This is a genomic window from Microbulbifer maximicatervae (SeqCode) (assembly GCF_052467385.1).
On record NZ_CP174311.1, the window covers coordinates 3,283,298 to 3,308,496 of the forward strand.

25 protein-coding genes are annotated in these 25,199 nt (G+C 45.6%); 6 read left to right on the top strand and 19 right to left on the bottom strand.

What is annotated here, in order from left to right:
- Window positions 1-3 precede the first annotated feature (3 nt).
- The 5 genes from ACJJIR_RS13900 to ACJJIR_RS13920 form a co-directional block, all read right to left on the bottom strand.
- Window positions 4-582, bottom strand: coding sequence for a hypothetical protein (locus tag ACJJIR_RS13900; protein ID WP_444905799.1), 579 nt, complete (start codon window positions 580-582; stop codon window positions 4-6).
- Between the two features lie 110 nt (window positions 583-692).
- A complete protein-coding gene (locus tag ACJJIR_RS13905) occupies window positions 693-2,828 on the bottom strand; it encodes a TonB-dependent siderophore receptor (protein WP_444905800.1) in 2,136 nt (711 codons plus the stop codon).
- A gap of 347 nt (window positions 2,829-3,175) precedes the next feature.
- Window positions 3,176-4,744 (bottom strand): AbgT family transporter, encoded by a 1,569-nt coding sequence (locus ACJJIR_RS13910; RefSeq protein ID WP_444896666.1) that lies wholly within the window; start codon window positions 4,742-4,744, stop codon window positions 3,176-3,178.
- Between the two features lie 80 nt (window positions 4,745-4,824).
- Window positions 4,825-5,832, bottom strand: coding sequence for a tryptophan--tRNA ligase (locus ACJJIR_RS13915; protein WP_444905801.1), 1,008 nt, complete (start codon window positions 5,830-5,832; stop codon window positions 4,825-4,827).
- 121 nt (window positions 5,833-5,953) lie between these two features.
- On the bottom strand, window positions 5,954-6,952 hold the full coding sequence (locus tag ACJJIR_RS13920) for a helix-turn-helix domain-containing protein (protein WP_444905802.1): 999 nt from the start codon (window positions 6,950-6,952) through the stop codon (window positions 5,954-5,956).
- A 324-nt stretch (window positions 6,953-7,276) separates the two neighbouring features.
- Here ACJJIR_RS13920 and ACJJIR_RS13925 point away from each other — a divergent pair, with 324 nt between their 5' ends.
- Window positions 7,277-7,687: a rhodanese-like domain-containing protein gene (locus ACJJIR_RS13925; RefSeq protein ID WP_444905803.1), complete on the top strand. Its 411-nt coding sequence runs from the start codon at window positions 7,277-7,279 to the stop codon at window positions 7,685-7,687.
- 34 nt (window positions 7,688-7,721) lie between these two features.
- Window positions 7,722-8,168: a GNAT family N-acetyltransferase gene (locus tag ACJJIR_RS13930; protein WP_444905804.1), complete on the top strand. Its 447-nt coding sequence runs from the start codon at window positions 7,722-7,724 to the stop codon at window positions 8,166-8,168.
- A 256-nt stretch (window positions 8,169-8,424) separates the two neighbouring features.
- On the opposite strand, the gene csrA is transcribed toward ACJJIR_RS13930, so the two are convergent.
- The 5 genes from csrA to ACJJIR_RS13955 form a co-directional block, all read right to left on the bottom strand.
- Entirely contained in the window at window positions 8,425-8,604 is a 180-nt protein-coding gene (gene csrA, locus ACJJIR_RS13935) for a carbon storage regulator CsrA (RefSeq protein ID WP_444905805.1), read from the bottom strand.
- A 1,367-nt stretch (window positions 8,605-9,971) separates the two neighbouring features.
- Complete coding sequence (locus ACJJIR_RS13940; RefSeq protein WP_444905806.1) at window positions 9,972-10,526, bottom strand: hypothetical protein; 555 nt, start codon at window positions 10,524-10,526, stop codon at window positions 9,972-9,974.
- 419 nt (window positions 10,527-10,945) lie between these two features.
- Window positions 10,946-11,113, bottom strand: coding sequence for a hypothetical protein (locus tag ACJJIR_RS13945; protein ID WP_444905807.1), 168 nt, complete (start codon window positions 11,111-11,113; stop codon window positions 10,946-10,948).
- A gap of 516 nt (window positions 11,114-11,629) precedes the next feature.
- On the bottom strand, window positions 11,630-13,339 hold the full coding sequence (locus ACJJIR_RS13950; protein WP_444905808.1) for a histidine kinase: 1,710 nt from the start codon (window positions 13,337-13,339) through the stop codon (window positions 11,630-11,632).
- A gap of 372 nt (window positions 13,340-13,711) precedes the next feature.
- On the bottom strand, window positions 13,712-13,912 hold the full coding sequence (locus ACJJIR_RS13955) for a hypothetical protein (protein WP_444905809.1): 201 nt from the start codon (window positions 13,910-13,912) through the stop codon (window positions 13,712-13,714).
- Window positions 13,913-14,353: 441 nt separating this feature from the next.
- Here ACJJIR_RS13955 and ACJJIR_RS13960 point away from each other — a divergent pair, with 441 nt between their 5' ends.
- The 3 genes from ACJJIR_RS13960 to ACJJIR_RS13970 are packed head-to-tail and all read left to right on the top strand — an operon-like array spanning window position 14,354 to window position 16,682.
- A complete protein-coding gene (locus ACJJIR_RS13960) occupies window positions 14,354-14,788 on the top strand; it encodes a hypothetical protein (RefSeq protein ID WP_444905810.1) in 435 nt (144 codons plus the stop codon).
- A gap of 15 nt (window positions 14,789-14,803) precedes the next feature.
- Window positions 14,804-15,526, top strand: coding sequence for a 4'-phosphopantetheinyl transferase family protein (locus tag ACJJIR_RS13965; RefSeq protein ID WP_444905811.1), 723 nt, complete (start codon window positions 14,804-14,806; stop codon window positions 15,524-15,526).
- Between the two features lie 52 nt (window positions 15,527-15,578).
- Window positions 15,579-16,682, top strand: coding sequence for a 3-deoxy-7-phosphoheptulonate synthase (locus ACJJIR_RS13970; RefSeq protein WP_444905812.1), 1,104 nt, complete (start codon window positions 15,579-15,581; stop codon window positions 16,680-16,682).
- 188 nt (window positions 16,683-16,870) lie between these two features.
- On the opposite strand, the gene ACJJIR_RS13975 is transcribed toward ACJJIR_RS13970, so the two are convergent.
- The 7 genes from ACJJIR_RS13975 to ACJJIR_RS14005 all read right to left on the bottom strand — a co-directional run bounded on the left by ACJJIR_RS13975 (window position 16,871) and on the right by ACJJIR_RS14005 (window position 22,558).
- Window positions 16,871-17,362 (bottom strand): GNAT family N-acetyltransferase, encoded by a 492-nt coding sequence (locus ACJJIR_RS13975; RefSeq protein ID WP_444905813.1) that lies wholly within the window; start codon window positions 17,360-17,362, stop codon window positions 16,871-16,873.
- Window positions 17,363-17,456: 94 nt separating this feature from the next.
- Window positions 17,457-17,945, bottom strand: coding sequence for a GNAT family N-acetyltransferase (locus tag ACJJIR_RS13980; RefSeq protein WP_444905814.1), 489 nt, complete (start codon window positions 17,943-17,945; stop codon window positions 17,457-17,459).
- A 242-nt stretch (window positions 17,946-18,187) separates the two neighbouring features.
- A complete protein-coding gene (locus tag ACJJIR_RS13985) occupies window positions 18,188-18,694 on the bottom strand; it encodes a GNAT family N-acetyltransferase (protein ID WP_444905815.1) in 507 nt (168 codons plus the stop codon).
- Between the two features lie 152 nt (window positions 18,695-18,846).
- Entirely contained in the window at window positions 18,847-19,458 is a 612-nt protein-coding gene (locus ACJJIR_RS13990; RefSeq protein WP_444905816.1) for a DUF998 domain-containing protein, read from the bottom strand.
- A gap of 1,115 nt (window positions 19,459-20,573) precedes the next feature.
- Window positions 20,574-21,092, bottom strand: a complete 519-nt coding sequence (locus ACJJIR_RS13995; protein ID WP_444905817.1) for a MaoC family dehydratase — start codon at window positions 21,090-21,092, stop codon at window positions 20,574-20,576.
- 30 nt (window positions 21,093-21,122) lie between these two features.
- Entirely contained in the window at window positions 21,123-21,650 is a 528-nt protein-coding gene (locus ACJJIR_RS14000) for a MaoC family dehydratase (protein ID WP_444905818.1), read from the bottom strand.
- 56 nt (window positions 21,651-21,706) lie between these two features.
- Window positions 21,707-22,558: an HpcH/HpaI aldolase/citrate lyase family protein gene (locus tag ACJJIR_RS14005; RefSeq protein WP_444905819.1), complete on the bottom strand. Its 852-nt coding sequence runs from the start codon at window positions 22,556-22,558 to the stop codon at window positions 21,707-21,709.
- Between the two features lie 279 nt (window positions 22,559-22,837).
- Here ACJJIR_RS14005 and ACJJIR_RS14010 point away from each other — a divergent pair, with 279 nt between their 5' ends.
- Complete coding sequence (locus ACJJIR_RS14010) at window positions 22,838-24,037, top strand: CaiB/BaiF CoA transferase family protein (RefSeq protein WP_444905820.1); 1,200 nt, start codon at window positions 22,838-22,840, stop codon at window positions 24,035-24,037.
- Window positions 24,038-24,042: 5 nt separating this feature from the next.
- Here ACJJIR_RS14010 and ACJJIR_RS14015 read toward each other — a convergent pair whose 3' ends face one another.
- Window positions 24,043-24,642 (bottom strand): IMPACT family protein, encoded by a 600-nt coding sequence (locus tag ACJJIR_RS14015; protein WP_413665109.1) that lies wholly within the window; start codon window positions 24,640-24,642, stop codon window positions 24,043-24,045.
- A complete protein-coding gene (locus ACJJIR_RS14020; RefSeq protein WP_413665108.1) occupies window positions 24,605-25,189 on the bottom strand; it encodes a DsbE family thiol:disulfide interchange protein in 585 nt (194 codons plus the stop codon). The genes ACJJIR_RS14015 and ACJJIR_RS14020 overlap by 38 nt, the downstream gene beginning before the upstream one ends.
- Window positions 25,190-25,199: the final 10 nt, after the last annotated feature.

The following is a 25,199-nucleotide window of genomic DNA, read 5'->3' on the forward strand; positions in this document are numbered from 1 at the left end:
GATCTATGCTGCCGAAGCGGGAAGCGCAAAGGTCAGTAACAAGCCGCTGACCACCGAGAAAGCCAACATGGCAGCCGAAGGGCGCAGAAGCTTTTTATCGGCACAGCACCAAACCATCGCCAGGGTCCAGATTATTACCGACAGGAAGGCTCCGCCGACCAAGCGGACAGTTTCAGAAAACCCGGTAAAACCAAAGAAAAGCAAACCGGCGATCAAACCACTGGCCGCGGGCAAAAGAAAGGCAGCCATAAAACGCAAGAAGCCCCGCAACCACAATGGAAGCAGGGCTTGCGTTTCGGGTGCTCCCGAGCGCTGTTTTTCAACGGGCCTAGGGCCACTGGGCCAGTCACCCTTAAGAGCCAATAAAGCAAAGGCTCCGAGCATCACTATTAAAGTGGCAATACTGATTCCATATTCCACCCCAACAATTGAGCTCCACCCAAAAGCCGACAACACCATGGCTCCCCAACCACCCCAACGGCGCACGGGCTCTGCCCCTCTGCGGGACCAGGCGGAATAAAGGAGCAGAATCCCGGCCAGAGCAAAGGCGCTGGAAGCTCCTGCAATCATATAAAAAGACATTGGCATAACCATAACTGCGAGAGACTCGCCTCTCGTCTGGTTGCTTAAACGTAAAAAAGGGAGCCCGCCCACAGACTCCCCCTGCGGACAGGCTCCCAGTCTACACTAACTTAGAAAATGTAATGTGCTTCTACCGTTACATAACGACGCTCACCGTAGAAGCAGTCACCGCGACTCAGGCAAGCTGTAGTATGTACTTCATCAGACAAATTTTTTCCTGTCAGCTGGAAGTGCCAGCTATCCAAGGTATATCCGATCGATGCGTCATATAAGGTGTAAGACGGGTTGTACGATGGGAAGGTTCCCGTGGGATCTTCAACACCGGTGTAGCTCTCGCCAACATGACGAGCGCCCATGCCAATACTCAGCCCCGGAAGCAATGCGCTCAGGTCATAGTCGCCCCAAATAGTCACTAGCTCCTCTGGAACGGCCTCAATCGCAATACCGACTTCACCGGCAACATTACTCTCGGTGATCTCGGTGTTGGTGGTGCTGTAGCCAGCTACCAAACTAAGGTTACCTAATTTACCAGTTACCTCTAGCTCAACACCATCAATTGAAACTTCACCGGTTTGAGTGTCAAAAGTGATATCAACCGGGTCTGTAGTAAGGCGGTTTTTCTGCACAATATCGTAAGCTGAAGCGGTAACCAGCAAGTTGGTTCCCTCTGGCTGGTACTTCACACCAACCTCTACCTGCTCGCCCTCAATTGGCTTGAAGGAGTCACCGTGGCGATCTGAACCGCTTACAGGCTCAAAGGATTCGGAGTAGCTGATGTAAGGAGAAATACCCATATCAAATGCATACATCACACCCAAGCGCATGGTGGTAGCATCATCATCCACAGTAACCGGGGAACCCTCAGTTTGCGACTCGGTGGAGTCCCTACGAACACCAGTAGTTACTATCAGGTTTCCAATTGTCATATGGTCTTGGAAGTAAAAACCCAGCTGCTCGGTATCTGTCTCCGGTCCATTCGCAATCACTATGTCTTCTGGAATATACCCATACTCCGGCTCGAAGATATTGATCACACCACCATAAGCGTAGCCATAATCATTATCCGTAGTAGCATCCTGGCTATCCAAGCCGAATGAAACTTGGTGATCGACAATACCTGTAGTTAACTCACCAGACATGCGTAAATCAAAAATCAACATGTCTGTACTGGCTTCACTGGAAAACGCAACACGTTGCATCTCAGTGATATTAGGGTTGAGGCGAGAGTAGTCGAAGCTGCCATACATGGTGTTGTAGTCTACTTCACCTTTGGCATAGCGGATGCTGGCATTTACACCCCAGTTATCACTAAAGCGATGATCAGCCCAAATGCTGTAAGCGGTCTGCTCTGTATTATATTTATCCCAACCTGGCTCACTGAGGAAAGTGTCAGTTGGGATATCACCGTTGGCGTTATCAATACGGGTACCACCCCAGGGCAAGAATGCTGTAGAGGTACCACTCTCATCATCCTGGTAAGTAGTCTGGAAAGTAATCTCGGTGTTCTCACCCGGACGCCATGAGATAGATGGCATCAGCAAAGTGCTGTCATTATTGACATAGTCTACTTGGGTATCCGCAGATCGCTTATAACCTACAACTCGGTAAAGCCACTCACCATCACTATCCATGGAGCCAGTGACGTCCGTAGCAAATGCCTGATGGTCATAGCTACCAGCTTGAACCACTACTTCTCCACCAAACTCTCTCTGCGGGCGCTTGGATACTAAGTTTACGATACCACCGGTAGAACCCTGTCCATAAAGTGCAGAGGAAGGACCTTTGAGAACTTCTATGCGGTCATAGGCGTAGAGATTAGCACGGGCACTTGTGTAGCTACCGAATATAGACTGAAGGCCATCAATAAAAATCGCAGGATCAACACCGCGCACCAGAGACCAATCACCACGGACATCAACGCCGTAGGTTCCGCCATTCACCCCTGGCGTATATTGCAGAACATCTTGAACCGTTTTCGAGCCGATATCGTTGAAAAAGTCATTGTCCAGTACAGTCACAGAAAAAGGGGTTTCGTGTACGGAAACATCCAGCTTGCCCACAGAGGTCTGACGGGAAAGGTTCAGATGTCCCGTAACATTAACCTCTTCAATACGCTCATCTGTGTTGTCCGCAGCGAACGCCACAGAAGAACCGCCCGCAGCAATAGCCAGCGCCAATAAAGAGCGGCTGATTCCAGAAATTACAGGAGAAGCTTTTTGCATACTTTTAATTCGAGCGGTACTCATGGAGATCCCTCAACGCCAACTGAATTTGGATGGATCACAGTCTAACTGTGACCCAGGTAACTGGGCGCGAATCCTAATAGGAATCGTTATCATCTACAACATTATTGGAACATTTTTTTATTAAAAAGAGCGATGACATGATTAGGGACAAGAAATACGGCATTAAAGGACAGTATTGCAGCCTACAAGCTGCACTTTCGTGCCATCAGAATGACTTGATGAAATGAGTAAAAGCAGATTCTAAGGCAGGAAAAAGACTAAGTGGCTGCTCAACAGCAACCACTTAGATTGGGACTATATATATCGGGATTTGATTTAGAGAGTTCTAGACAAAAATCCCTTATCTTTTAAGGGTAGGTATAACTAGCCTGCACTCCCAAAGGCATCCCCAGTGTCCAGTAAGCCACGAGGAACAGTGACCAGCAAATCAGGAACACAATGGAATACGGCAACATAATGGATACAAGTGTTCCAATACCCGTTCCCTTCACGTAGCGCTGGCAGTACACAACCACCAAGGGGAAGTAAGGCATCAGCGGGGTAATAATATTGGTGGAGGAATCACCTACCCGGTAAGCGGCCTGGGTGAGATCAGGGGAGAAACCGATCTGCATCAACATAGGCACAAAGATGGGGGACAGCAGCGCCCACTTGGCAGAGGCAGATCCCACAAATAAGTTGATAAAGGCTACCAGTACAATAATGCCCATCAGGGTGATCGGGCCCGGCAGCTCCATCGCCGCGAGCAAGCTCCCTCCCTCTACCGAAAGCAGCGTGCCCAAACCGGAGCGGGCAAACTCAGAGATAAACAACGCACAGAAAAAAGCCATCACGATGTAATAAGCCATGGAGCCCATAGTTTTGGACATCGCATCAATAACATCCTTACTCTGGCGGAAGGTGCCGGCCGCATAGCCAAATACCACACCGGGAATCACAAACAGCAGGAAGATCAGCGGCACAATCGACTTCATAATCGGCGCTGTAAAGGAGGCTAATTGCCCTTCTGCATCGCGCAAAGCCGAGGTTTCCGGCAGCATCCAGGCCACAAGCCCGACGATACCCGCCACCATCACAGTTACCGCCAGGTACATGGCTTTTTTCTCGCGGGCGCCCAGCTCCTGCATTACTGGCATATCCGCTTCATCGCCATCCACCTCTACATTCTTGAGGCGGGGCTCGATGACCTTATCCGTCAACCACCACCCCAACAGGGTCACCAGCAGGCAGGAAGCCGAAGTGAAGAACCAGTTATTAAGGGGGTTTACCTGCATTTCCGGGTTGGCGATTTGTGCGGCTGTCTGGGTAAAGCCTTGCAGTAAGGGATCAATCGCTGAGGGAACAAAATTGGCAGAGAAGCCCCCTGAAACTCCGGCAAATGCCGCAGCGATACCCGCTAAAGGGTGGCGCCCTGCCGCATAGAAGATCACCCCTCCGAGAGGAATTACCAATACATAACCCGCATCTACGGCTGTATGGCTGACGATAGCCACCAAAATCAACATAGGTGTCAGCAGCATCTGCGGCGTTACCGCCAGCAGCTTTTTCAATACCGCATTGATAAAGCCACTCTGCTCAGCCACACCGACCCCCAGCATGGCTACCAACACCACCCCCAGGGGCGCAAAACTGGTAAAGGTAGTTACCATACCAGATAGGAAGCGGGCCATTTCACTACTGGAAAGCAGGTTGGTTACCTGTATCGCCTCGCCGGTAGCGGGGTGTAAGGCTTCGAAGTTAACACCGGAGAGAAGCCAGGAGAGTACCCAGATTCCCACCATCAAGATCAAAAATAGAACAGCGGGATCGGGTAATTTATTACCGACAACCTCAATAAAATTGAGCGCTCGATTAATCCAGCCATTTTTATTATCGGCACTATTGCCGGCATCAGGATTTGCCTGAACGTTTTCCATGTTTGCACCCTGTACATTTATTATTTTTTATTAAAAAGGAGGCCGATACTCCATGGCCTCCTGCTTTTTCAGGAAAAGCTCTAACCTATCTTGCGGATACCAACCGCGTGACGCAACTTCTCGATAAAGGGCGCAGAGTAAGCGCGAGCCTTAATAGCCCCCTTTTCCAGCTCCGTTTCAATTTGTTCCGGGTTGGCGAGCAGCTCATTGTAGCGCTCGCGAGCTTCACCAATCTGTCCATTCACCAGCTCAAACAACTGCTTCTTGGCCTCACCCCAGGCAATGCCCTCTTCAAAAGCTTTACGCATTTCTGCTGTCTGTTCTTCGCTGGCAAATGCCTGCCAAACCTGGAATACAGTGGAAGTATCCGGATCTTTTGGCTCACCCGGCTCCAGCAGGTTGGTTTTGATCTTATTAATGTGCTTTTTCAGTTTCTTCTCAGGAAGGAACAGCGGAATAGTGTTGCCGTAACTCTTACTCATTTTGCGGCCATCCAGGCCTTGCAACACAGCTACGTGGTCATCAACTACCGCTTCTGGTAAAGCGAAGTGCTCACCGTAGTGGTGGTTGAAGCGCTGGGCAATATCCCGAGCCATTTCGATATGCTGTACCTGGTCTTTACCCACCGGCACCTTATTGGCGTTGAACATCAGGATGTCCGCGGCCATCAGGATCGGGTAGCTATACAGCCCCATGGTGACGCCAAAATCGGAATCTTCGCCATCGGCGCGGTTGGCATCTACCGCTGCTTTATAAGCGTGGGCACGGTTCATCAGGCCCTTGCCGGTCATACAGGTGAGCAGCCAGGTTAATTCAGGAATCTCATGGACGTCGGACTGACGGTAGAACACCACATTGTCGGTATTCAGGCCCAAGGCCAGCCAGGTTGCAGCGATCTCCAGGGTGGACTGATGGACCTGTGCCGGGTCCTGGCACTTAATCAGTGCGTGGTAATCGGCCAGAAAGTAGAACGATTGGTTGTTTTCATCCTGACTCGCGGCGATCGCCGGGCGGATTGCACCCACATAGTTCCCCAGGTGTGGAGTACCGGTTGTTGTAATACCGGTTAATACGCGCTGTTTCGTCATAATTCCTTCGTAGTCTGTACTGTCATCAGGCAATAGAGACCGAATCATACCCCTTTAGTGCCCGGGGGTGTATCAACCAAAGGTACCGACTCCCCATAGCCGTACCAACACGCGGCCAACGTTAAGCCTCAACCGCCACTTTGGCGGAAACTTGGAATTGGCGCTGATATTCACTGGGCGAAATCCCAAACGCCCGACGGAAATGGTGACGCAGTGTCGCACTACTCTCAAAGCCAGCCAGTTGGGCTGCTCTGTCTACAGACTCCTTACCGGACTCCAGCGCCTTCTGCGCTGCCCGCAAGCGCTGCTGGATCAGCCACTCCTTGGGAGCAATTCCCATCGACTGGCGAAACTTTCGGTCAAAACTACGGCGGGATAAATGAGCGCGCTGCGCCATATCATCAATTTTGATAGCACCATCCAAATTGCCAATCGCCCAATCCAGCGCGGCGGAGAAGTGGTCTGGCCGTTTGGCAACGGGCATCTCCACATATTGGGCCTGGCCACCCTGCCTATGAGGAGCCATCACCAGCCTCCGAGCCACCGAATTGGCCAATTCATAACCATGGTTGCGCCGCAAAAACTCAATGCCCAGATCGATGGCCGCACTACTACCCGCAGCGCAAGCTAGTGCATCCTCCCACACATAGAGAACGTCTCCCACATACTCCACCGCAGGAAAGCGCTCACGAAAACGATCCGCAAACAACCAGTGGGTAGTCGCCTGCCGACCATCAAATAGTCCCAGTTCCGCAGGCAGAAAAGCACCGGAGCAAAAAGTAAGAATTTGGCGGCCGGCAGCGGCAAACTCAGCCGCCGCCCTATGTACACGCTCCAAATAAGCATCTTGTGGTTGTGCATTGGTCGACCAACAGGGAATCACCAGCAGATCATAATCCATCAAACTCTCTACCCGCCGACAAGCCAGAGCCAGACCGCCGGTCGCCAGAGGGTTTTCCTCAGCGAAAGTCACAATTTCACCGGTGTAGAGCTCGCTAAGTTCAGGTCGGGGTAGGCAAAAGAGTTCGGTAGCGCAACCGAGTTCGAAGAGTGAGACCTGCCGGTGGGCGAGAACAGCCACTTTCTGGCTCTTATTAGGCTTTTGTGCCAACGTCGACATAGGTACCCCTAACCCTCAGCAGTTAATTAAATTAGGTTAACGAATAAATCCAACCCAGCATACTCAGTTGAGCAGTTTTTGAAAGCAGTGCCGGGAATAAAACCCTCAACCTTTGAAGCATTATTTAATAGATAAAACACCATCATCCTCAAATAAGTAAAGCCGCACCCCACTAGCCAAAGCCGACCCACAAGTTTGCACGCAGGATTGGCGCAAAATTAATGCTATCTGGCTCAGAGGCGGATCGCCCGGGAGGAGCCAAAAAGGGACACTATCGCCACTTGGAAACCTGACGAACCACCGAGAAATCACCGGGAGTAATTTATGAGTTCAGCCGTAAGTAGAGTGCCCGCTGCCAACAGCCAAGATGCGCTAAACCACTTCCAAAACCTCCTATCTTTTGAAACAGACTGCTGGGATGTACACCACGCAGTCAACCAAAATCGCAAGGATTTCGTGCTTTTAGATGTGCGAGGTGAAGAGGCTTATAAAAATGGACATATACAAACAGCCGAATCCTTACCATACAGCCGTATCAATAAAGACAGGCTGAGCGAATACCCTTCAGATACTTTATTTGTTGTCTATTGTGCAGGCCCACACTGTAATGCGACAGAAAAAGCAGCTATCAGACTGGCAACACTTAACAGGCCGGTCAAGAAAATGATCGGCGGCATCACCGGATGGCTAGATGAAGGGTTCACCCTCATCCAAGAAACAGCCAAATCAATTTAATTCCTATTGTTAGCCTCTTTCAGGATGACATAACTTGGCACAAGGATGTGCCAAGCTATCAAACGTCAACTCAAAGAAATACTGGTTAAATGGTACTGATATGTTTGTTCGCCATGCCCACCCCACCGACTGTTTCTATCTTTACAATATGATGCGCTGCTTAGCCAGGTATAATAATTCAACTGACTCTTTCCATATTACCCAAATTGAATTGCAAAATAGGTTGTTTCAGAGAAAAGAGCATCAAGTGCTGGTTGTAGAACAAGACCACAATCTTGAGGGGTATATCAGCTTTAATATTATTCCAGAAAATGAAAGCTCGGCGGCCTTAGCTATTATCAGTGAGCTATATATCGGGGATTGCGATACAAACCGAAAAGAAGAGATTACCCAAGCCCTATTGAGTGCAATTGCGAAAGAAGCTCGGAAGTATCGCTGCATGGATATAAGGTGGAATGTATCTTCAAAGGGGCATAAATAAAAACTGGCTTTTTAGCAAGGATTGCAAGTTCAACTTGTAATACAAAAGAAATGGAGAATTCTAAAATTCACCTGACAGAAAACAATTAGCCCTTCCGCCACCTAACTAGCTTTGATATTCAAAAGAGCCTTTTGGCAGCAAAGAGACACTCGAACCAGAGTGCGTATATCGCCTGCCAGCCAAAGGCTAAAACTTTATGTTTGGAGTCTAGCTTCTTAATCGCCTGCCCCCCGGAATTGTCCCCCTCACGACATATTCAAGCCTCCACTTTCTGTTTCTTTTTGATCCTCACATAGACTTCTTCACGATGAATAGGCAGTGATTTGGGTGCGCTTATACCTATCTTAACTTGATTACCTTTTACCTCCAGCACTGTGACTGAGACATTTGCTCCAATTCTTAGATATTCACCTGTCCGTCGCTTTAAAATCAACATACTCATTTCCTTCAATAATCAAAGTTTGGGCACTTCCGGGATGGGGGAACTTGTGATTCAACGTTTGGAGGAAATATGGGGTGGTGCGCGAGGGCGGTAGGCACAGAAGAGGAAAAGGCGGGCGCTAGGCTTCCAGAGCTTGGGAATAGACCCCAAACTGCTGAATGTACTCCACTTTATTGAAGATGAGCGGGTTTCTAGCGTATTATCCATATAGCCATTTTGATAGTCACGTTATCAATTTGGTTAGCTGGCCCCGGTGTTGGTAGCACCTTGGGTCAGCGCCTTTTACTTACTCTTATGTCACGCTACCGTTCTCCTTTGAGGGGATGGGTCTTTTAGAAAACTCTCGGTTCTCTCTAGGCTTTCAAGCCTGTAAAGCCGCTTTAATCAGCTCACTCAATTACGGTCAAAATACTAAAAACATCTACCAATTCTACGCAGCTTTGACATTAAAACAAACTTAATAAATTCCAATAAGATAATTTTCGTGCCTATATTTTTTAATGTTTCGGATCTGGGAAACTATTACCAAAAACCAACAGCAGCCGTTTAAACTGGACTTTACCTGTGCCTTTTCGAAAACAATAAAGAATAAAGTTCTCAATCACATAGCTACCTGGAAGAGAAAACAGAAGAAAGTAAGCGTTACCGAAAAGTTAAATAGCTCATCATTTCAATGCACATTGCGAAACAGTGAAGAGTAAGACTGAAATCATCAAGCAGTAAATCATCGCCCACATTAGCGCTCCTGCCTGGTTATTTTTAGGTTGAAACTAATCGTAACGGCAATGCCTGTGATGACTGATTATAATTCGATTCAATAGCGTATTCGTGCGTCGGCTTCAGGTGAGAAGCCCAAAGACTTCTTCCATTTACCGAGTCTTATTGCCAAAAACATACCTACTAACCAAGAGCGGCTCATCATATCACCTCAACACTGGCGATATCTCAACCAGAATTTTGTAAGCCACCTTAAAGGTGAGGAGGCGTCAGCAGGTTTAGCACAACAATCTTTTAGCAACTTCAATAATCGCCAGGAACTCGGTATTGAAGTGAGAATACATATCTAACCACAGAGAAATAAATTTAAGTAAATTAATCTTAAAGACACGTGAAAACATTAAGGCCGCACCTCCTTTAACATAGAAACCGGAACTCACACTCCAAAAACATCTAAACTACGCCCTTTAACTTTCCGACCAAAACTGTGCCGACCAATTAAAACTGACATCCAAATTTATAATTAGATTCTTAAAAAGTAGTATTCAAGAGGGATTTGCCTGCTTCCCATAATGGTATCTACATCAATGGGGAAACAGGCATATATTTATTTTGCACTTCAATATCATCCACTTTTATTCTGATTAGCTAACCTCACTCATTACGACACCTTTCAACCCTTTACCTCTTATTCTTGCCAAGAACTCTTCAGAAACAATTATGCCGTCGAGGCAATCAGGAATCCGGAAAATATTCACATCATCCGGAACAAGGTTAGAATGAATGTATAGTTCGGTAATGATGTCCTCACCTCTAATCCCTGGAGTCACCAGGGATCTGCTTTTATCTACACAACCTACTAAGCTTAAGATATTTAATAAGCGATACCCTTTTATCTCTCCACCTGTAGCCTGTGAAAAAAGAGGAAGATCTAAAACTTGCACATCAGAAAAGATTATATCTTTAATCAAATTAAAAAACTTATCTGACAAAGTAGGCCAACCAATCACACCTCCCATAAAATCAGCAAGCTGAAGATTCGTATCCTCAATACAAATCTTCACCCTGGAAAGCTCATCTTGATTACAACGTTTAGCCTGAATAATAGATAGTCGGTCAAAACCCCCTAAATAATAATTATCAACATATGAATAACCTTTTAAGCCCGCATCAGGCATTAGCTCAAAAAATTTTCTCATGGAATAAAAACCTACCTAGTGTTATGTGGCCTTACAATACCATAAGTAATACCTTATTGAATTGCTTGCAACGCTTGATGTACGCCCTAAAGAGTAACCTACTACCCCTAACCAGCACTGGTTAGCATTCTATTTACACCCCTGCTGTAAATACTAGAGTTTGGACCAGAGTGATTCCCTAACATAAATTGCTTGTAAAGACTTGCTCTTTAATTTACACCAGGCACCAAAGTGAGCGGGTTTTACTGATGGCTGTTTCATTTTGGTCAGAGATACTGTGGTGGTTTTGCAATGGTATACGCCCTTGCTTAGTCAACCCTAAATAGCATTGACCTATCTAACATCGAAACAGTGTCACTTGTAACTGCTAAACTCCTACATTTGAGTAGGGAGCATGTACACCATAACGATAAAATAGGTTATAAGCTTGTATTTTTTGAATATGACTGCGCACCAGTGCATTGATTACCCTCTGTAGAGAATTTGTAGTCGACGCCGAGACTCCCCCTCCTGCTCAAGCCACCTGAACCAAAGCACGCTACTGGATTGCTAGCTACATATGCATAGGCATTCGGCCCATCATCCAACCCAATCGAATCACTCTGGATAAACCACCCAAAATTCGGATCATAATTCCATTAGTAGCTACAATAATACTCAACCTCACCACCCTTTATCTGTGCACACTCGCTGGCTAAACGCAATATAGTATTAGGCGCCTTTAAATACGCTGCTTTCGTTATAGGCCTTAAAGCGATTGGTGCTGGCTTCATAACTATAAACAATACTGCTCTCATAATATTCGTGCTGGTCGCATCCTGCTGGGTGCGATTGCCCACCGAATCGTAGTAATAGCTGTTTTCTCCCTGGGCAAAGCCCTCATTCATAAGCCAGTTTAGCTTGTCGAAGATAAATTCCCGATCCTTTAGGTACTCACAGTTTCCAGCCGGTAATCCAAACCTAAGCTGTAACTCTGACTGATGCCATTGCCATAATCCATAGAGCTAAAAGCATCGAAGAACAGATGAGGTATAGTTGGACCCACGAACATGAGTCCAACTGATATAGAAGTATTCTTATAGATCAAGAAAGGTATCGTCTAACTAGTAGACATAAATAGCTCCCGCAGCATCCGCATCATTTAAATCTGGATCAGCCATAATCCCAGTATCCGAGCCCTGCTCTTCTGGGGCACCCACTACCAGGGTATCACCATCGCCACTTAAAGCGATTGAAGTTCCAAAGTAGTCACGCTCATCGGTGTTATTAGCTTTCAGGTAAGTGCTCTCAATCCACTGCCCATCAACCATCGAATACATATAGGCCGCGCCCGCCCTAGATGCCGAGTTGTCATTGCTATCAGCATAGAAACCTATACCAGCACTACTCTCCTGAGCACCTACCGCAAGTAGTGAGCCATCATTGTTCAGACTAATAGACGTACCAAAAGCATCATCTTCATCGGTGTTACTCGCTTTAAGGTAGGCACTTTGGTACCAAGAATCTTCTTCGTATGAAAATAGATAGACAGCGCCATTATTGAAGCCATCGCGATCATCAGGGTCCTCTGAAGCACCTGCCTGAAGTGGGGCGCCCACAGCGAGCAGGCTGCCGTCGCTACTAAAACTAACATCCCAACCAAAACGATCGCCCACTCTTGCGCTATCTGCAGTAAGTATCTGTTGCTGAGCCCAGCCTCCATTATTGGAGAAGATATAAGTTGCCCCCCTGCCACCATGCCCACCAATAGCACCAACCGCCAGAATGGAACCATCATCACTCCAGCTAAGGGATGAACCGAAGTCCATATTTGAATTACTATCACTTGCCTTCAAATAAGCTTCTTGACCCCACTCAACCCCAGAATACTGGAAGATATATACTGCACCAGAATCCAAAGCTTCGTCATTATCAGGGCCACTATTGACACCGGTAGCACTGCTATCTTCAGATGGGGCTGCAACTGCCAAGGTTGTTCCATTACCGCTTAAACTCAACGCCCGCCCAAAAAAATCATAGTAACCATGATTATCTGCTCTTAGTTTAGCGCTGTGAGTCCACTCTAAATCCTCACGGGTGAATATATGAACTGCGCCAGCCGAAAAGTTATCATCCTCACCATTTTCTTTGTAGGCACCAACAGCCAACGTATTTCCGTCGCCACTGAGACTCACTGCAGATCCAAATGCAGCTCCACTTTCAACCTCTAAAGCTTTTAAAACAGCTCGGTAAACCCAACCATCTTCACCATAATCAAAAATATATACAGCCCCTGACCCGCTAGCTGCATTATTAAATTCATTTAACTCATTACTATCTTCGCCAGTCGCACCAACAGCTATGGTAGAGCCGTCATCACTAATCGCAACGGACCAACCAAACTGGTCACCGGCTTCGGCATTATCAGCCTTGAAATAACCAATACTATCGACAACTTCCTCATCAATCGATATTTCATTTGAATCCAGGCAAGTTGTATCATCACAGCTTTGCAATATATAGCGAGCATTCAATCGCTCAAATAGAGGCACCTTAATTTCTACGACTTCAGAACCTGCAGAAATTTTATCGCTAACTACTTCATAGCCAGATTGCCCATCTTTGTTCTCAAGAAGTTGATAATAGGTAGCCCCTTCAACATCCGACCATTCAAAAGTGAACACTTTTGCTGAGTTGAAATATAGGTAGGGAGTCGCCGCTTCTGAGATCGAGGGACCTCCGCCACTATCATCTCCTCCTCCAGATGAGCCGCCCCCACAAGCGCTCAAGATCACACCACATGCAATAACTACCGAACTGCTTTTAAACTTCACAACATCCCTCCCCAAGGAATATGGATTGAATCGCGCGCAACCCTACCAAGCTTCAGTGAAAAGAAAAACCAGAAATAAGATAAAGTGAGAGGCGAAGGAGATTAAAAAGTAAAGTTATAGTTACAATGGTTGATGTCGCGACAACTTGGGAGGCTATATTTCAAGAAAAATAGTTTCTTGCACTCCCCCAAAAAACACATAAAGACAAAAGCACAGCAAAAAGAGACATATTGTCGAAAGCGAGCAATAAACCAGAGTAAATTAAAATAGAAACGCCAAATAAATTAGTCCATTCGTAATAGAAATTTTAAATGTGTAAAAATAAAACGATTGAAATGGTAATTTTTGGCCTTTGACAACTTTTTCACACTCTTAAAGTGGTGAACCAGCTCTTTCACAAAGTAAAGTGGCTGTGACACCTATCAATAAGCGGTCCTCCCGTTCATTAAATATCAGGTCGGTTATACCCAACCTAAAGAATACCACTGCATTGACCAGAATATCCGACCCCAAGCCATCAGTTAGCAAGCCCTTACAAATACAGGCAACCTCATTAGGGTTAATAATATCCATGGAAATGGTCTAATAACCATATTCAGCACACGGAAATTTAATATAGAAATCAAATACTGAAGCTCTATTTTTACAAAATAAATCGGCTATGGGGATTAGAGGGGAGCGCTCCCACAGAGTTGCGAATTCCTGCCATCTTAGCCATAACACCTACTCATAAAGCCACGTGATGCCACCAGTAGCAACCTGAGCTACCCGCCAGTTAATTTCTGCAGAAAATCCATTGCCTCACAATCCCAAACAGGAAATAGTGGATAAAAAATAGTCAGCACGAGAAGCCGGAAATCAACCAATTCCTGGACTCGGAAGAAAATGTGGCGCCACTTCACCAAGGCCACAAATGATAATAATTTTTATTTGCGTTTAGCGCCTAACTGAGGTAGCCTGTGACCCATCATTACTTCTTCTTAAAAATTAATATTGGGGATAGACCTGTCTATATTGCTCAAGCTTAAAAACACAGGGACTGTCATTACAGCTGTCATGCACTCAAATTTATTTTCATTCACCGCTCCAATTCTTTTTGGGCTTGGCAGCCAGCCGCAGAGTTCGGAGGTAAAGAAGCAATGGATAGGCAGCTATCGCCTAATTCACATTGATGATAAGAATCAAATACGACACCATGGTCGAACAAACAACCTATGGGTTACCCAATATTTCACAGGCAATACCTTTGATAATTTTGGGGTTAGTATTCTAGATAAAATACTTGCCTCTATGACCGGGACTCTTTATTTTTTCTCTGCAATAGTTGGTATTGTTATCGCTAGCTCTCTAGGATCAAATGGCTTAAAGAGTGCTGTATATGAAAAAAATCACAGAGAAGAACCTTTTCGCCAAGTACCTCCCCCCAAGACGAAAAAATATAGATACTGAAGAAGCTACAACATCATGAATCAGGACTCCTTTAATGATAGTTACAACTCAATATCTGCGTTTTTAGGTGGGTTTCAAAATATCGAGTCCAATCACTTTACTGGTTGCCTGATAGAAACCACTTTTAGCGTAAGAAACTATTGTGACTCATTTTTTGAACTGCTTAATATTCCTTTTTCAGATGTATTAAACAACGCAGTCCCATCCCGACAGGCCGAATTTCTTGCTGGGCGGGCCTGTGCTCACTTTGCCCTCAGCAAGCTGGGTATGCCCGTAGAGGAAATCCCTGTAGGAAAAAACCGCTGCCCGGTATGGCCAAAGGGTGTGCAAGCTTCTATTACCCATGCTGGCAACCGAGCAATCTGTGCAGCCAGCACTACGTCTAAAGGGCTTGGAATTGATTATGAAACAATTATTTCAGATAAAACTGCCGAAGAAATCAAACACAATATAGTCAGCAACTCAGAAGTAAGACTACTATCAGAGAGCGATTTTCCTCTGGAACAGTGGCTAATAATAGCTTTCTCAGTGAAAGAAAGCCTTTTCAAGGCGCTATACCCAAAAGTCGGAAAGTACTTTGACTTTCTGGATGCTGAAATTACTGCACTATCGCCCCAGCAACAAAAGTTAGAACTAAGAATTTTGCAGGACCTCTCCCCCAGAGTTCTCAGTGGAAGCACCTATACAGCCACCTATCAACCCCATCAAGGCGGCATATTAAGTATCGTTGAATATTAATCACCAACGACTATACCGACAGCACTTCCGTTAAGAAGAGAAGGACAATTTTATGTCTGACGTTCCAGCTATTCTGAGCGCACGGACTCATATGAAACTCCCGGGTAATGACGAGCTGATCCAAAAAATGCCCTGCCCGTCTGATACCGCTTTAGCGATCGAGCGAACTCGCCACCAGGTTGCCAGAATACTAAGCGGTGAAGATGACCGCCTACTGGTTGTGATCGGTCCATGCTCAATTCACGACCCTGAAGCTGCGCTAGACTATGCGCAAAAACTGTCCGAAATTCAAAACCAGTTTGAAAGCAGTCTTTGTCTTGTCATGCGTACATATTTTGAGAAACCGCGTACTACTGTAGGCTGGAAAGGTTTTATTTATGATCCTCATTTGGATGGCAGCGCCGATATGCATACCGGGCTTACCAAAGCCAGGGAGTTATTACTCAACATCAATGCACTGGGACTAGGTACTGCCACTGAATTCCTGTGCCCTCTGAATGCACTCTACATAGCAGACTTGATTTCCTGGGGAGCTATCGGCGCTCGTACCACGGAATCACAAACACACCGGGAATTAGCCTCTGCACTTCCCTGCCCTATCGGATTTAAAAATAGTACTGACGGAAATGTCAAAGTTGCAATGGATGCGATTCAGGCGGCTCAATCTCAACAGATATTCTGTACCACAATCCACAATGGAAAACTTGAAGCTGTTCAGTCTACAGGCAACCCTAACTGCCACTTAATTCTTCGTGGAGGAATAAGGCCCAATTACCATACTGAGGACATAGAACAGGCGATATCTCAGCTTGACTATGCATCGCTCCCCACCGGCATTATGGTTGATTGCAGCCACGGCAACAGCCAGAAAATACACAGTAATCAAATGATTGTTGCGGAATCTCTCTGCAATCAAATCAGTACAGGGCAAAGAAATATCTCAGCAGTAATGATTGAGAGCTTCCTCGAAGAAGGAAGCCAAAAAATTGGCCCCTGGGACAAAATGAACTACGGGCAATCGGTTACTGATGCTTGTATCGGCTGGAAGGATACTTATCAGGCGTTAGAGATGCTTTCTGAAGCTGTTGTCAGACGTCGCCATCTATTCACCACCTCCCACAATATGGGAATGGAATTAAATCAAAGTGCTATGTAATAGTACTTCAGATATATTTAAGTTACCGATCCCCTGAAGTTTTAGCGGCACTGGCAAAACAGTGCCAACTTTTTCAGTTTTTGGCGCAGATTCTATTTGCAAGCAATTCATTCCAATAGATATGGCCTGAATTCACAACGATCCCAGAAAGAAAATAAGAAACCACAGTGATGTTAAATTTATTTACTTTAGAGCGTAAGAGACATCTCATGCCAACTCAAGCCACCATGAGTAGAATCAGATTTACCTTGATGAATAAATCCATATTTAGAATACATACCAACAAGTTCATCCTGACATATCAGATAAATTCTCTTTTTCCCTAGCTCACTCATTGAGCTAATAAAGCTGTTCAATAGCTTATTTGCCATACCCTTACCTTGATATTTGGGGTGAACCACCAGGGACATAATAACAACATTTTCTCCATTCGAATCATGCCCCACCAGCTCTTTAAACTCTTCGTTAGATAATTCTACGTCGTGAGTTGCTCCTGAATTAATAAAACCTATAACTTCCTTATTATTCTCTATAACAAGGAAACCTTCGGGGTAAGTCAAAATTCGCTTTAAAATCTTTTCTTTTGTTGCTGCCTCGTTACCAGCATAAGATACAGATTCAATCTCAAAGCACCTAGCTAGATCCCGCTCATTCGCAGAGCGAATATTAATTTCAGACATCCTTGAGCAAAACTCCATGTTCATAAACCAAAATAAAGAAATACGCTATATGTAACTGATACCAGAGAGCATACGTATCAGCAGTTATATTGAGCTAAATCACCTTAGCCATTAAATAGACATCCGCATACTCACCATTTCTAAATGCATAATTTCTTGCAGTGCCTTCGACCTCAAATCCATACTTCTTATATAGACCTATAGCCTGTTCATTATCAGTATAAACCTCCAACTCTATACGGCGAACGGCAAGCCAGTTAATAGATAGGTTGAGCATCGCCTCCAAAAGCTTTGAGCCAATCCCACTCTTTTGATGCTCTTCACTTACTGCCATACCTATATTTGAGACATGCTTTCGCCTTGGATTCGAGAACACCTCCATTCCAATTTGGCCGACGATCATCCCATCCAGGACAGCTACAATGCTATAAAAGTTATCGGGGATATTTCCCAGAAACTTTTCCCATTTATCTATTGAAGGGTATGGGACTTGAAGTGTTCCCGCATAGCAGGAAGACTGAGCATATATATCTTTAATTTCAGGAATATCTTCTTTTCTACTATGTCTAATTTCTATACTCATGGACCGACTCACGTATCACTTAATATAAATTCTACCAGCTTATTAATTTCGGTAGAGATAACTTTCCTATTCTGACGCATATCCACAACCACGCCCCCACCTGAATAAATTTAGCGTCTCTCAAAAGCTGGATACGCATTTGCTCGTATATTCATTGTCATGCCTATAGAACATACAATTTTACTCATCCGCCCTTTTCTATCTGTAAAATGGTGGAAGGTCCATCGCAGTGCAGCTGACAGTTAAGCTCGTGCCGAGAATGCTTTGTGATATACAACCTCTCCACTTGGAAAATCGTCATCAAACGATAGTGCCTGAAAGTACTCTACGGGTACATCGGGTAAAATCAGCCCTTCGATAACTTTGAAGCCAAAACGCCCGTAATAAGCAGGCTCCCCCAGTACAACGCAGCCTGCCGCACCTTGTTCTTTGAGGCCAACCAGGGCGCTCCGAACAAGCTTTGAGCCAACTCCTCTTCCTTGATACTCAGGTAGTACTGAAATCGGCCCGAGCCCGAACCAGTTGGCTGAGCCATCAGAAATAACAACTGGAGAAATGGCAATGTGTCCTATAATTTCTTCATCCACTTCAGCCACCTTTGATATAAATAATGCATCAGCCTGGCGAAGGGCCTTCACGATAAACTGCTCAGAGTGATCAGTATACGGAGCATCCCGAAAAGCCAAGGTAGTGACTCTGTGGATTGACTCAATATCTCTTTTACTCTCTTTGCGTATCTGGATATCCAAATTTTTCTCTCTCTAAATTTTTTAAACTATTTTCCCTGCTTTGTTATATTGAAATTTTTTTAAATTGACACTCTTTCTGTCTCCCACAAGTATATTACTTTTTGAGTAAATTCCTACGATTCTTGATTCACCTGATTTGATACCTTAACGCATTACGTAACAGGCATAGAATGTGACGCAACTTGTCCATGCACCTTCTTTTTGGCCGACGATGAAAGCTGATAAGCTGCCAGGCCATACCATATCAAAGTAACTGCCACCCAAATCCTTTGTGTAACTCCTTTGTATTCAACAGGCATATATCCGTAACTAAAGAACCAAAAGAAAACAACGTGAATCAAGGTTACAAGTACACATAAATCTTGGAATTTCTTTGAGATATAATAATTGCGCATCTCTAAAGCAAATATAACAGGAACAACCATTAAAATGCTTGTTAGCCCATATACATCATGTAATGGACTATTCACAATAAAGAGCCCCGCAAAAATCCATGTCACACCAAATGCAAACATCGTTAAAAAAGTAAATTTAGCCTTTGCGAGAGACAAACAAGGCAGTGAAAATATACACATAGAAAGACCAATCAATATATCTGTAAGCCTATGTGAATATGAAAAGAAAGGTGACTCCAGAGCTAGCTCACTAATATGCTGAGTCACAATACTATAGCCAGGCAAAAACAACCCCAAGAAAATATTATACAGTGCAAACACAGGTATCAGCATTGCCTGCCTAATGAATATCAAATCCCGATTACCCAAAACTCACTCCATCTTGTAAAAAAATTAACATCCACATCTCAGACAAGCCAGCGCTACCGGATTGTCCAATACAGACTCATGTGGTCGAAAAATACGGCATCAACTTGCCAAGTAACACCCTACATCGTGACGTAAAGCTGCCGGGAATACGCATGATAGCGATTTATAGCCAATAAGGCATTTTCCAGGACAGTCTCTTCAACACTATTGCCAAATAAGAGCGTGTACCTAGAGATTCTCCGAATCTTGTATTTTGAACTCGTACTCAATATCGAAGTGCTCAGCTAAAATATCCTCGATATAATCGAGATGATCCCAACTGAAAAGCTATAAACACATGCCAAAATCTGGATCACAGGAAATTCTAAGCTCTTTCAACAATGTCGATCTATCTACCATAGTCGCTTAATGCCAATCACTCATGAGGAGGCTCGAAGCGCTGACCACCAGAAAACATGATAGCCTTAGCACTTACCAGGTGTATTCTGCTTAACAGGAACTTCTAATCTGTAGTACTTCATATGCATATTTATCTAATTCATCTTCATTTGAATAAATATCAGTGTAAGCTACCCTGTGCTTTTTTATCAATTTGAAAATCTCACACGTGGCTTTCTTACTTTCACTATCTACAGACGGTAAGCACCCATCACTAGTCATGACAAATGTGTCAACTGACATTCACAGTATCTCTGAGTAACTGCGTAATTCCCTATGTCTGTTTCTACCAGCGTTCTATTACTACCTACTGAATTAAGATATTTATCTTTAAGGGTATACAAAGAAGCTATTTGTCACACTGTACAAAGGTACCCCTAAAGACACCTTGCAGCCGCACAATATATCAACATTCTCCTCGTTTTTACGATATATGCAAATCTGTATAAGTCAAACCAGTTACACACATTTTACAATGGATGTAACCATCCCCCCGAGGTATTAGCAACAGGCGGAGACGGTACAGGCTACATTTAAAATAGTTAAAGCAGGGAGATATTAGAATGCTCTTTTCGATCCATCGCTATACTGGAGGACCTCTTGAATTTCACTACTTGCGCTATACCACTCTCGACAATCCAGAGTAGGAAAAAGAAGCCATTGGCTAGGTAACGAAATCAGTATCCAGCAGCCTTATAGGGACCAAAGTTCTTACGATAAACAAGTAACGTTCGCTTGTAGGCACAAACCCATTCACCATGTTGATTTTGAGCGCGGGAATATATGCTGAGCAGCCCCTGTTGGGGCCTTGATTTTGACTCCCTTTTGGAAAGTATCTCAGATTCGAAGTATAAAGTATCTCCTACGTAAACTGGCTGCAACTCACAGTCACTCATCTCCAAGTTGGCCACAACCTTTCCAAACGTTCTAGTTGTATGCGCCATTGCACTTAAAACAAATGTCTCCAATACTCGCTGCCTATCACCATAAACTCGACGCGCATAAACCTTATCAGTGATAAATGGGCTGAGATCGAATGAGCGAAGTGCATAGTCGACACAGCTAGCTTCCGTAAAGGTTCGGCCTGGACGATGCTCGAATACTTGCCCCACTTCAAAATCTTCAAAGTCTATTCCGACCGTTTCTATATAAACGTTATCTTCTACTTCCCGCAAAAAATTAAATGACTCTTTCATTGAGGTCACCTAAATATGGAAAATGAAAATTTAGTAGCCGTTCGCAGAGAAAGGCAGGTGATTGCGCTTGAAAATCAACATATCACACTGCATTTCGCAAATAGTCTTCTTGTCTTGATTCTTTCCATATATAACAATTTCTACCAGCCCCGCGTCGTCATACTCACTACCTGCCTGGACATCGAGAACCTTACTCTCAGAATACAGGGTATCACCGCCATAAGCTGGTGCCACCATGGAAATTTTTCTCCAACCAACAATTTTTTTCCGTCGATTGTAGGTCTTCCAGATCAAGCCCATTAGCTGTTGAATCGCTAAAGTAGTATCGATTAACGGCTTACCGAATTCAGTTTGGGCGGTGTAACACTCATCAAAATGCAGCATGGCTTGATTTAAGGTCTTGATGCACTCTTCCTTATTATCGTGCTGACTAATGGTAACGCCGGGCCTATGGTGAAAAACCTGACCTACCTTAAAGTCTTCAAAATCGAGACCGTAACGCTCTCGATAGCGATTTTTACCGGTTTTTATATACGCAGGAAAATGATAGCGGGGCATAGAAACCTCTTGCCTTACCGAAAGGCTCCGGTGAGTTTGGCTCTGCTACAGTACGGTCACAATCCCTTCGAGGCCGCCACAGTTTTCAGTGCCCGCTCAACCACGGGCATATCCACCATCTGTCCATCAACTACAAGAACTCCACCATGATTTTCTTTATAAGCTTTCAGTACTCGCTGAGCATGAGAGAGCGCCTCACTAGATGGTGCCAACCCTTGGTGAATCGGTTTAATTTGCTTTGGATGGATGGCTATTTTTCCAGAAAACCCCAGGGCGGAGACCCTCTGTGTTTCCTCAATTAGGCTTCTTTCATCATCCAGCTCCAAATAGGGGCCATCTACAGCATCAATGCCTGCAAATGCGGCAGCCTGAACCAGCCGCCCCCTGCCATATAAAAGAGCATCCCAGCTCATATCTGACCCCACTGTTGCACTGTAATCAGCCGCGCCAAAGGCCAGGCAAACCACCTCCTCTACCTGGGCAATACTCAACGCATTCTCCAAACCTTTTGGGGATTCAATCAGGGCTATTATTCGAATCGTTTTATGGGAGGGGGCCATAACCTGGCAAAAACCAATCACTTCTTCTGCTGATTGAACCTTGGGAAGAATCACAACATCTGGCAGTTGCGGCAGATCTAGCAGCATCAACATATCCTTGATGCCGCAATCGCTGTCGAGCTGGTTGATTCTCAACGCGCGCTGAGTGGGAACAATATCCTTTCCTGTAAAGAAATTGACCACCTGCTCCCTTGCAGTATCTTTATCTTTCAGGGAAACGGCATTTTCCAAATCCACACAGGCAATATCAGCTCCGCTGGCCATTGCTTTTTCATAGCGATCCGGCCGGGTCGCAGGGACAAACAGGACGCTGCGAAAATACTTGCTTCTCTTAGTCGCACTACCCATCTGGCGGCACCCTCTCAACAATTTGACACATAGCCGGATATCCGTTTCCGGTGCCCTTCTCCGCACCCGGATTCTGAACAATCCAGTAGCTCACCAAAAGACTAGCAACTCTGTATTAAATCGCGACACTCACCTTCAGTGAGCCCCGCCTGTCAGACAGGTCACCAAAATACGAGTGACCAGTTATCCCCAATATCTACCAGCCAATCCCGCCGAATTTACAACTCTTGTTCTATGCTGAGGGATACGGCGTATCTATATTTAGTGGAATATTCCGACATGTTACCTCTCGCAGGCTTGCGGATTGTCGCAGTAGAACAATATGGTGCCGGCCCTTTTGGTACCTTGTATCTGGCAAATCTTGGAGCGGAAATCATCAAGGTCGAAGATATCTCCCACGGGGGGGATGTAGGCCGTACCGTAGGCCCTTACTTCTTGGAAAATGAACCTGGGGATAATAGCAGCCTTTTTTTCCAGGCTTTCAATCACAACAAACGCAGTTTATCCCTCAACCTGTCCTCTCCCCAAGGGCAGGAAATCTTGCACAAATTAATTCTTAGTGCAGATGCACTGACCGACAATCTACGGGGAGACGTACCGGGCAAGCTGGGTATTACTTACAAAACACTGGGAAAGCTGAACCCCAAGATCGTTTGCGCCCACCTGACTGCCTACGGCCGCAGTGGCGATAGGGCCAAGTGGCCGGGATATGATTACCCCGTGCAGGCAGAGGCAGGCTATTTCAAGCTAACTGGTGAACCTGACAGTCCACCTGCCCGGTGCGGCCTGTCCCTGGTGGATTTATCCACCGGGGTAGCTCTCGCGTTGGCCGTTGTTTCTGGTGTACTTAATGCCAGGGAAACTGGCAAGGGGCGAGATATCGATGTCAGCCTTTTTGATAACGCTTTATATAATTTAAGTTATGTGGCCATGTGGCAGTTAAATGCGGGGCACAACCAAAAGCGGGTGCCGCGATCAGCACACTTTTCCCTAAGCCCTTGTCAACTTTATAAGACAAAGGACGACTGGATTTACCTGATGTGCAATAAGGAAAAGTTCTGGAAATCCCTGTGTCAATGTATTGAACATCCGGAATTAGCTGACGCACCCAAGTTTGTAAATTTCAGGGAGCGCAGGAAAAACCAATCGGAGTTAACCGAAATACTGGATGAGATACTGTCAAAAAAAGATACCGTAGAGTGGCTAAAAATTTTAGCTGGCCAGGTGCCAGCCGCACCGGTATATGACGTTGAGCAGGCGCTAACAAACCCCTTTGTTTCCGATACCGACCGCATCCAAACAATACCCGGTGATCACGGCAAGGATATTAAAATACTGGCACCGTCAATTCGCTGTGATGGAGAGATGGTTAATTTCAAGCGGGCACCTACCCTGGGAGAAGACACCAAGGATATCCTGGCTGAGCTTGGCTATTCCGGGGCTGAGATAGCCAAGCTCGCCAAGTACGGCATCATTTGAAAAAACTATTGATCATCGAGAAGCTGAAAGCCCTCTGCCAATAGTTGCGCCTGCAATTGCGACCACTGATCCTGGGGGAGTGAAACTGGCACAGTGACATCACTGGCATATTCCGCCTGCCCACAACTCCCCTGGTGACGCCCCACCAAAAAGCGCAGGCGGGCTTCCTGGGAAAAATCACAGCAAACCGAAACATGCAGCAGGGGAATAAAAGGCTGTAAAGGAATATCTTGCAGCGCTGCACCTACCGCACCGCGATAGGCGCGCATCAAGCCACCCACCCCAAGCTTGGTACCACCAAAATAGCGGGTCACTATAGCGCCCACATTACCGACACCCTGTTTCAACAGCAATTCCAGCATTGGTCGCCCCGCGCTACCACCGGGCTCGCCGTCGTCATCTGCTTGCATTACTTCCGGGTTGGAAGGGTTGCCGATCACCAACGCGGTACAGTGGTGGCTTGCATCGGGATATTGAGCGCGGACAGTATCCAGCTGTTGTTGAAAAGCCGCTTTATTCTCTACTGGCCCCAGCCAACAAATAAAACGGCTCTTCTTTTCTTCTGTCTCACTGACAACGGGAGATGAGGGAATCTGATAACTCACCGACAATATCGTCCCAGCGCTGGTTTTTTAATTTTTCGTACAAAGGCTGGAGCTTGGTCTGCCAGACTTTATTGTCGACAACGCCTACGTGCTTGCAGCGAATAGTCCCCTCGGAATCCACCAGGAAAGTTTCCGGCGCACCGAAAACACCAAGGTCCAGCGCCAAACGGCCATCTCTATCGGCGAGGCTATACAAGTAGGGATTGTGGAATTTTTCCAACCACTTGATTGCTGCGTCATCCTCATCTTTGAGGTTAACGCCAACGATCGGCACACCCTGCTCAGCCAGAGCATTCAAATAGGGGTGCTCTACCCGGCAAGCTACACACCAAGTGGCCCACACATTCATCAAATGCGGGCCATTGGGAAGATCTTTCTTCTCTACAATTTGGCTGTTATCCGCCACTTTTTGCAAAGAGAATTCCGGCACCGGTTTATTCAGCAAGGCCGATGGCATTTCCTGTGGATTCAGGTAGAGGCCCCGCCAAAATAACAGGGCCAACACGACAAATATTACCAGGGGCAAAAAGAGTTTGAGTCTAGACATTATCCTTTCC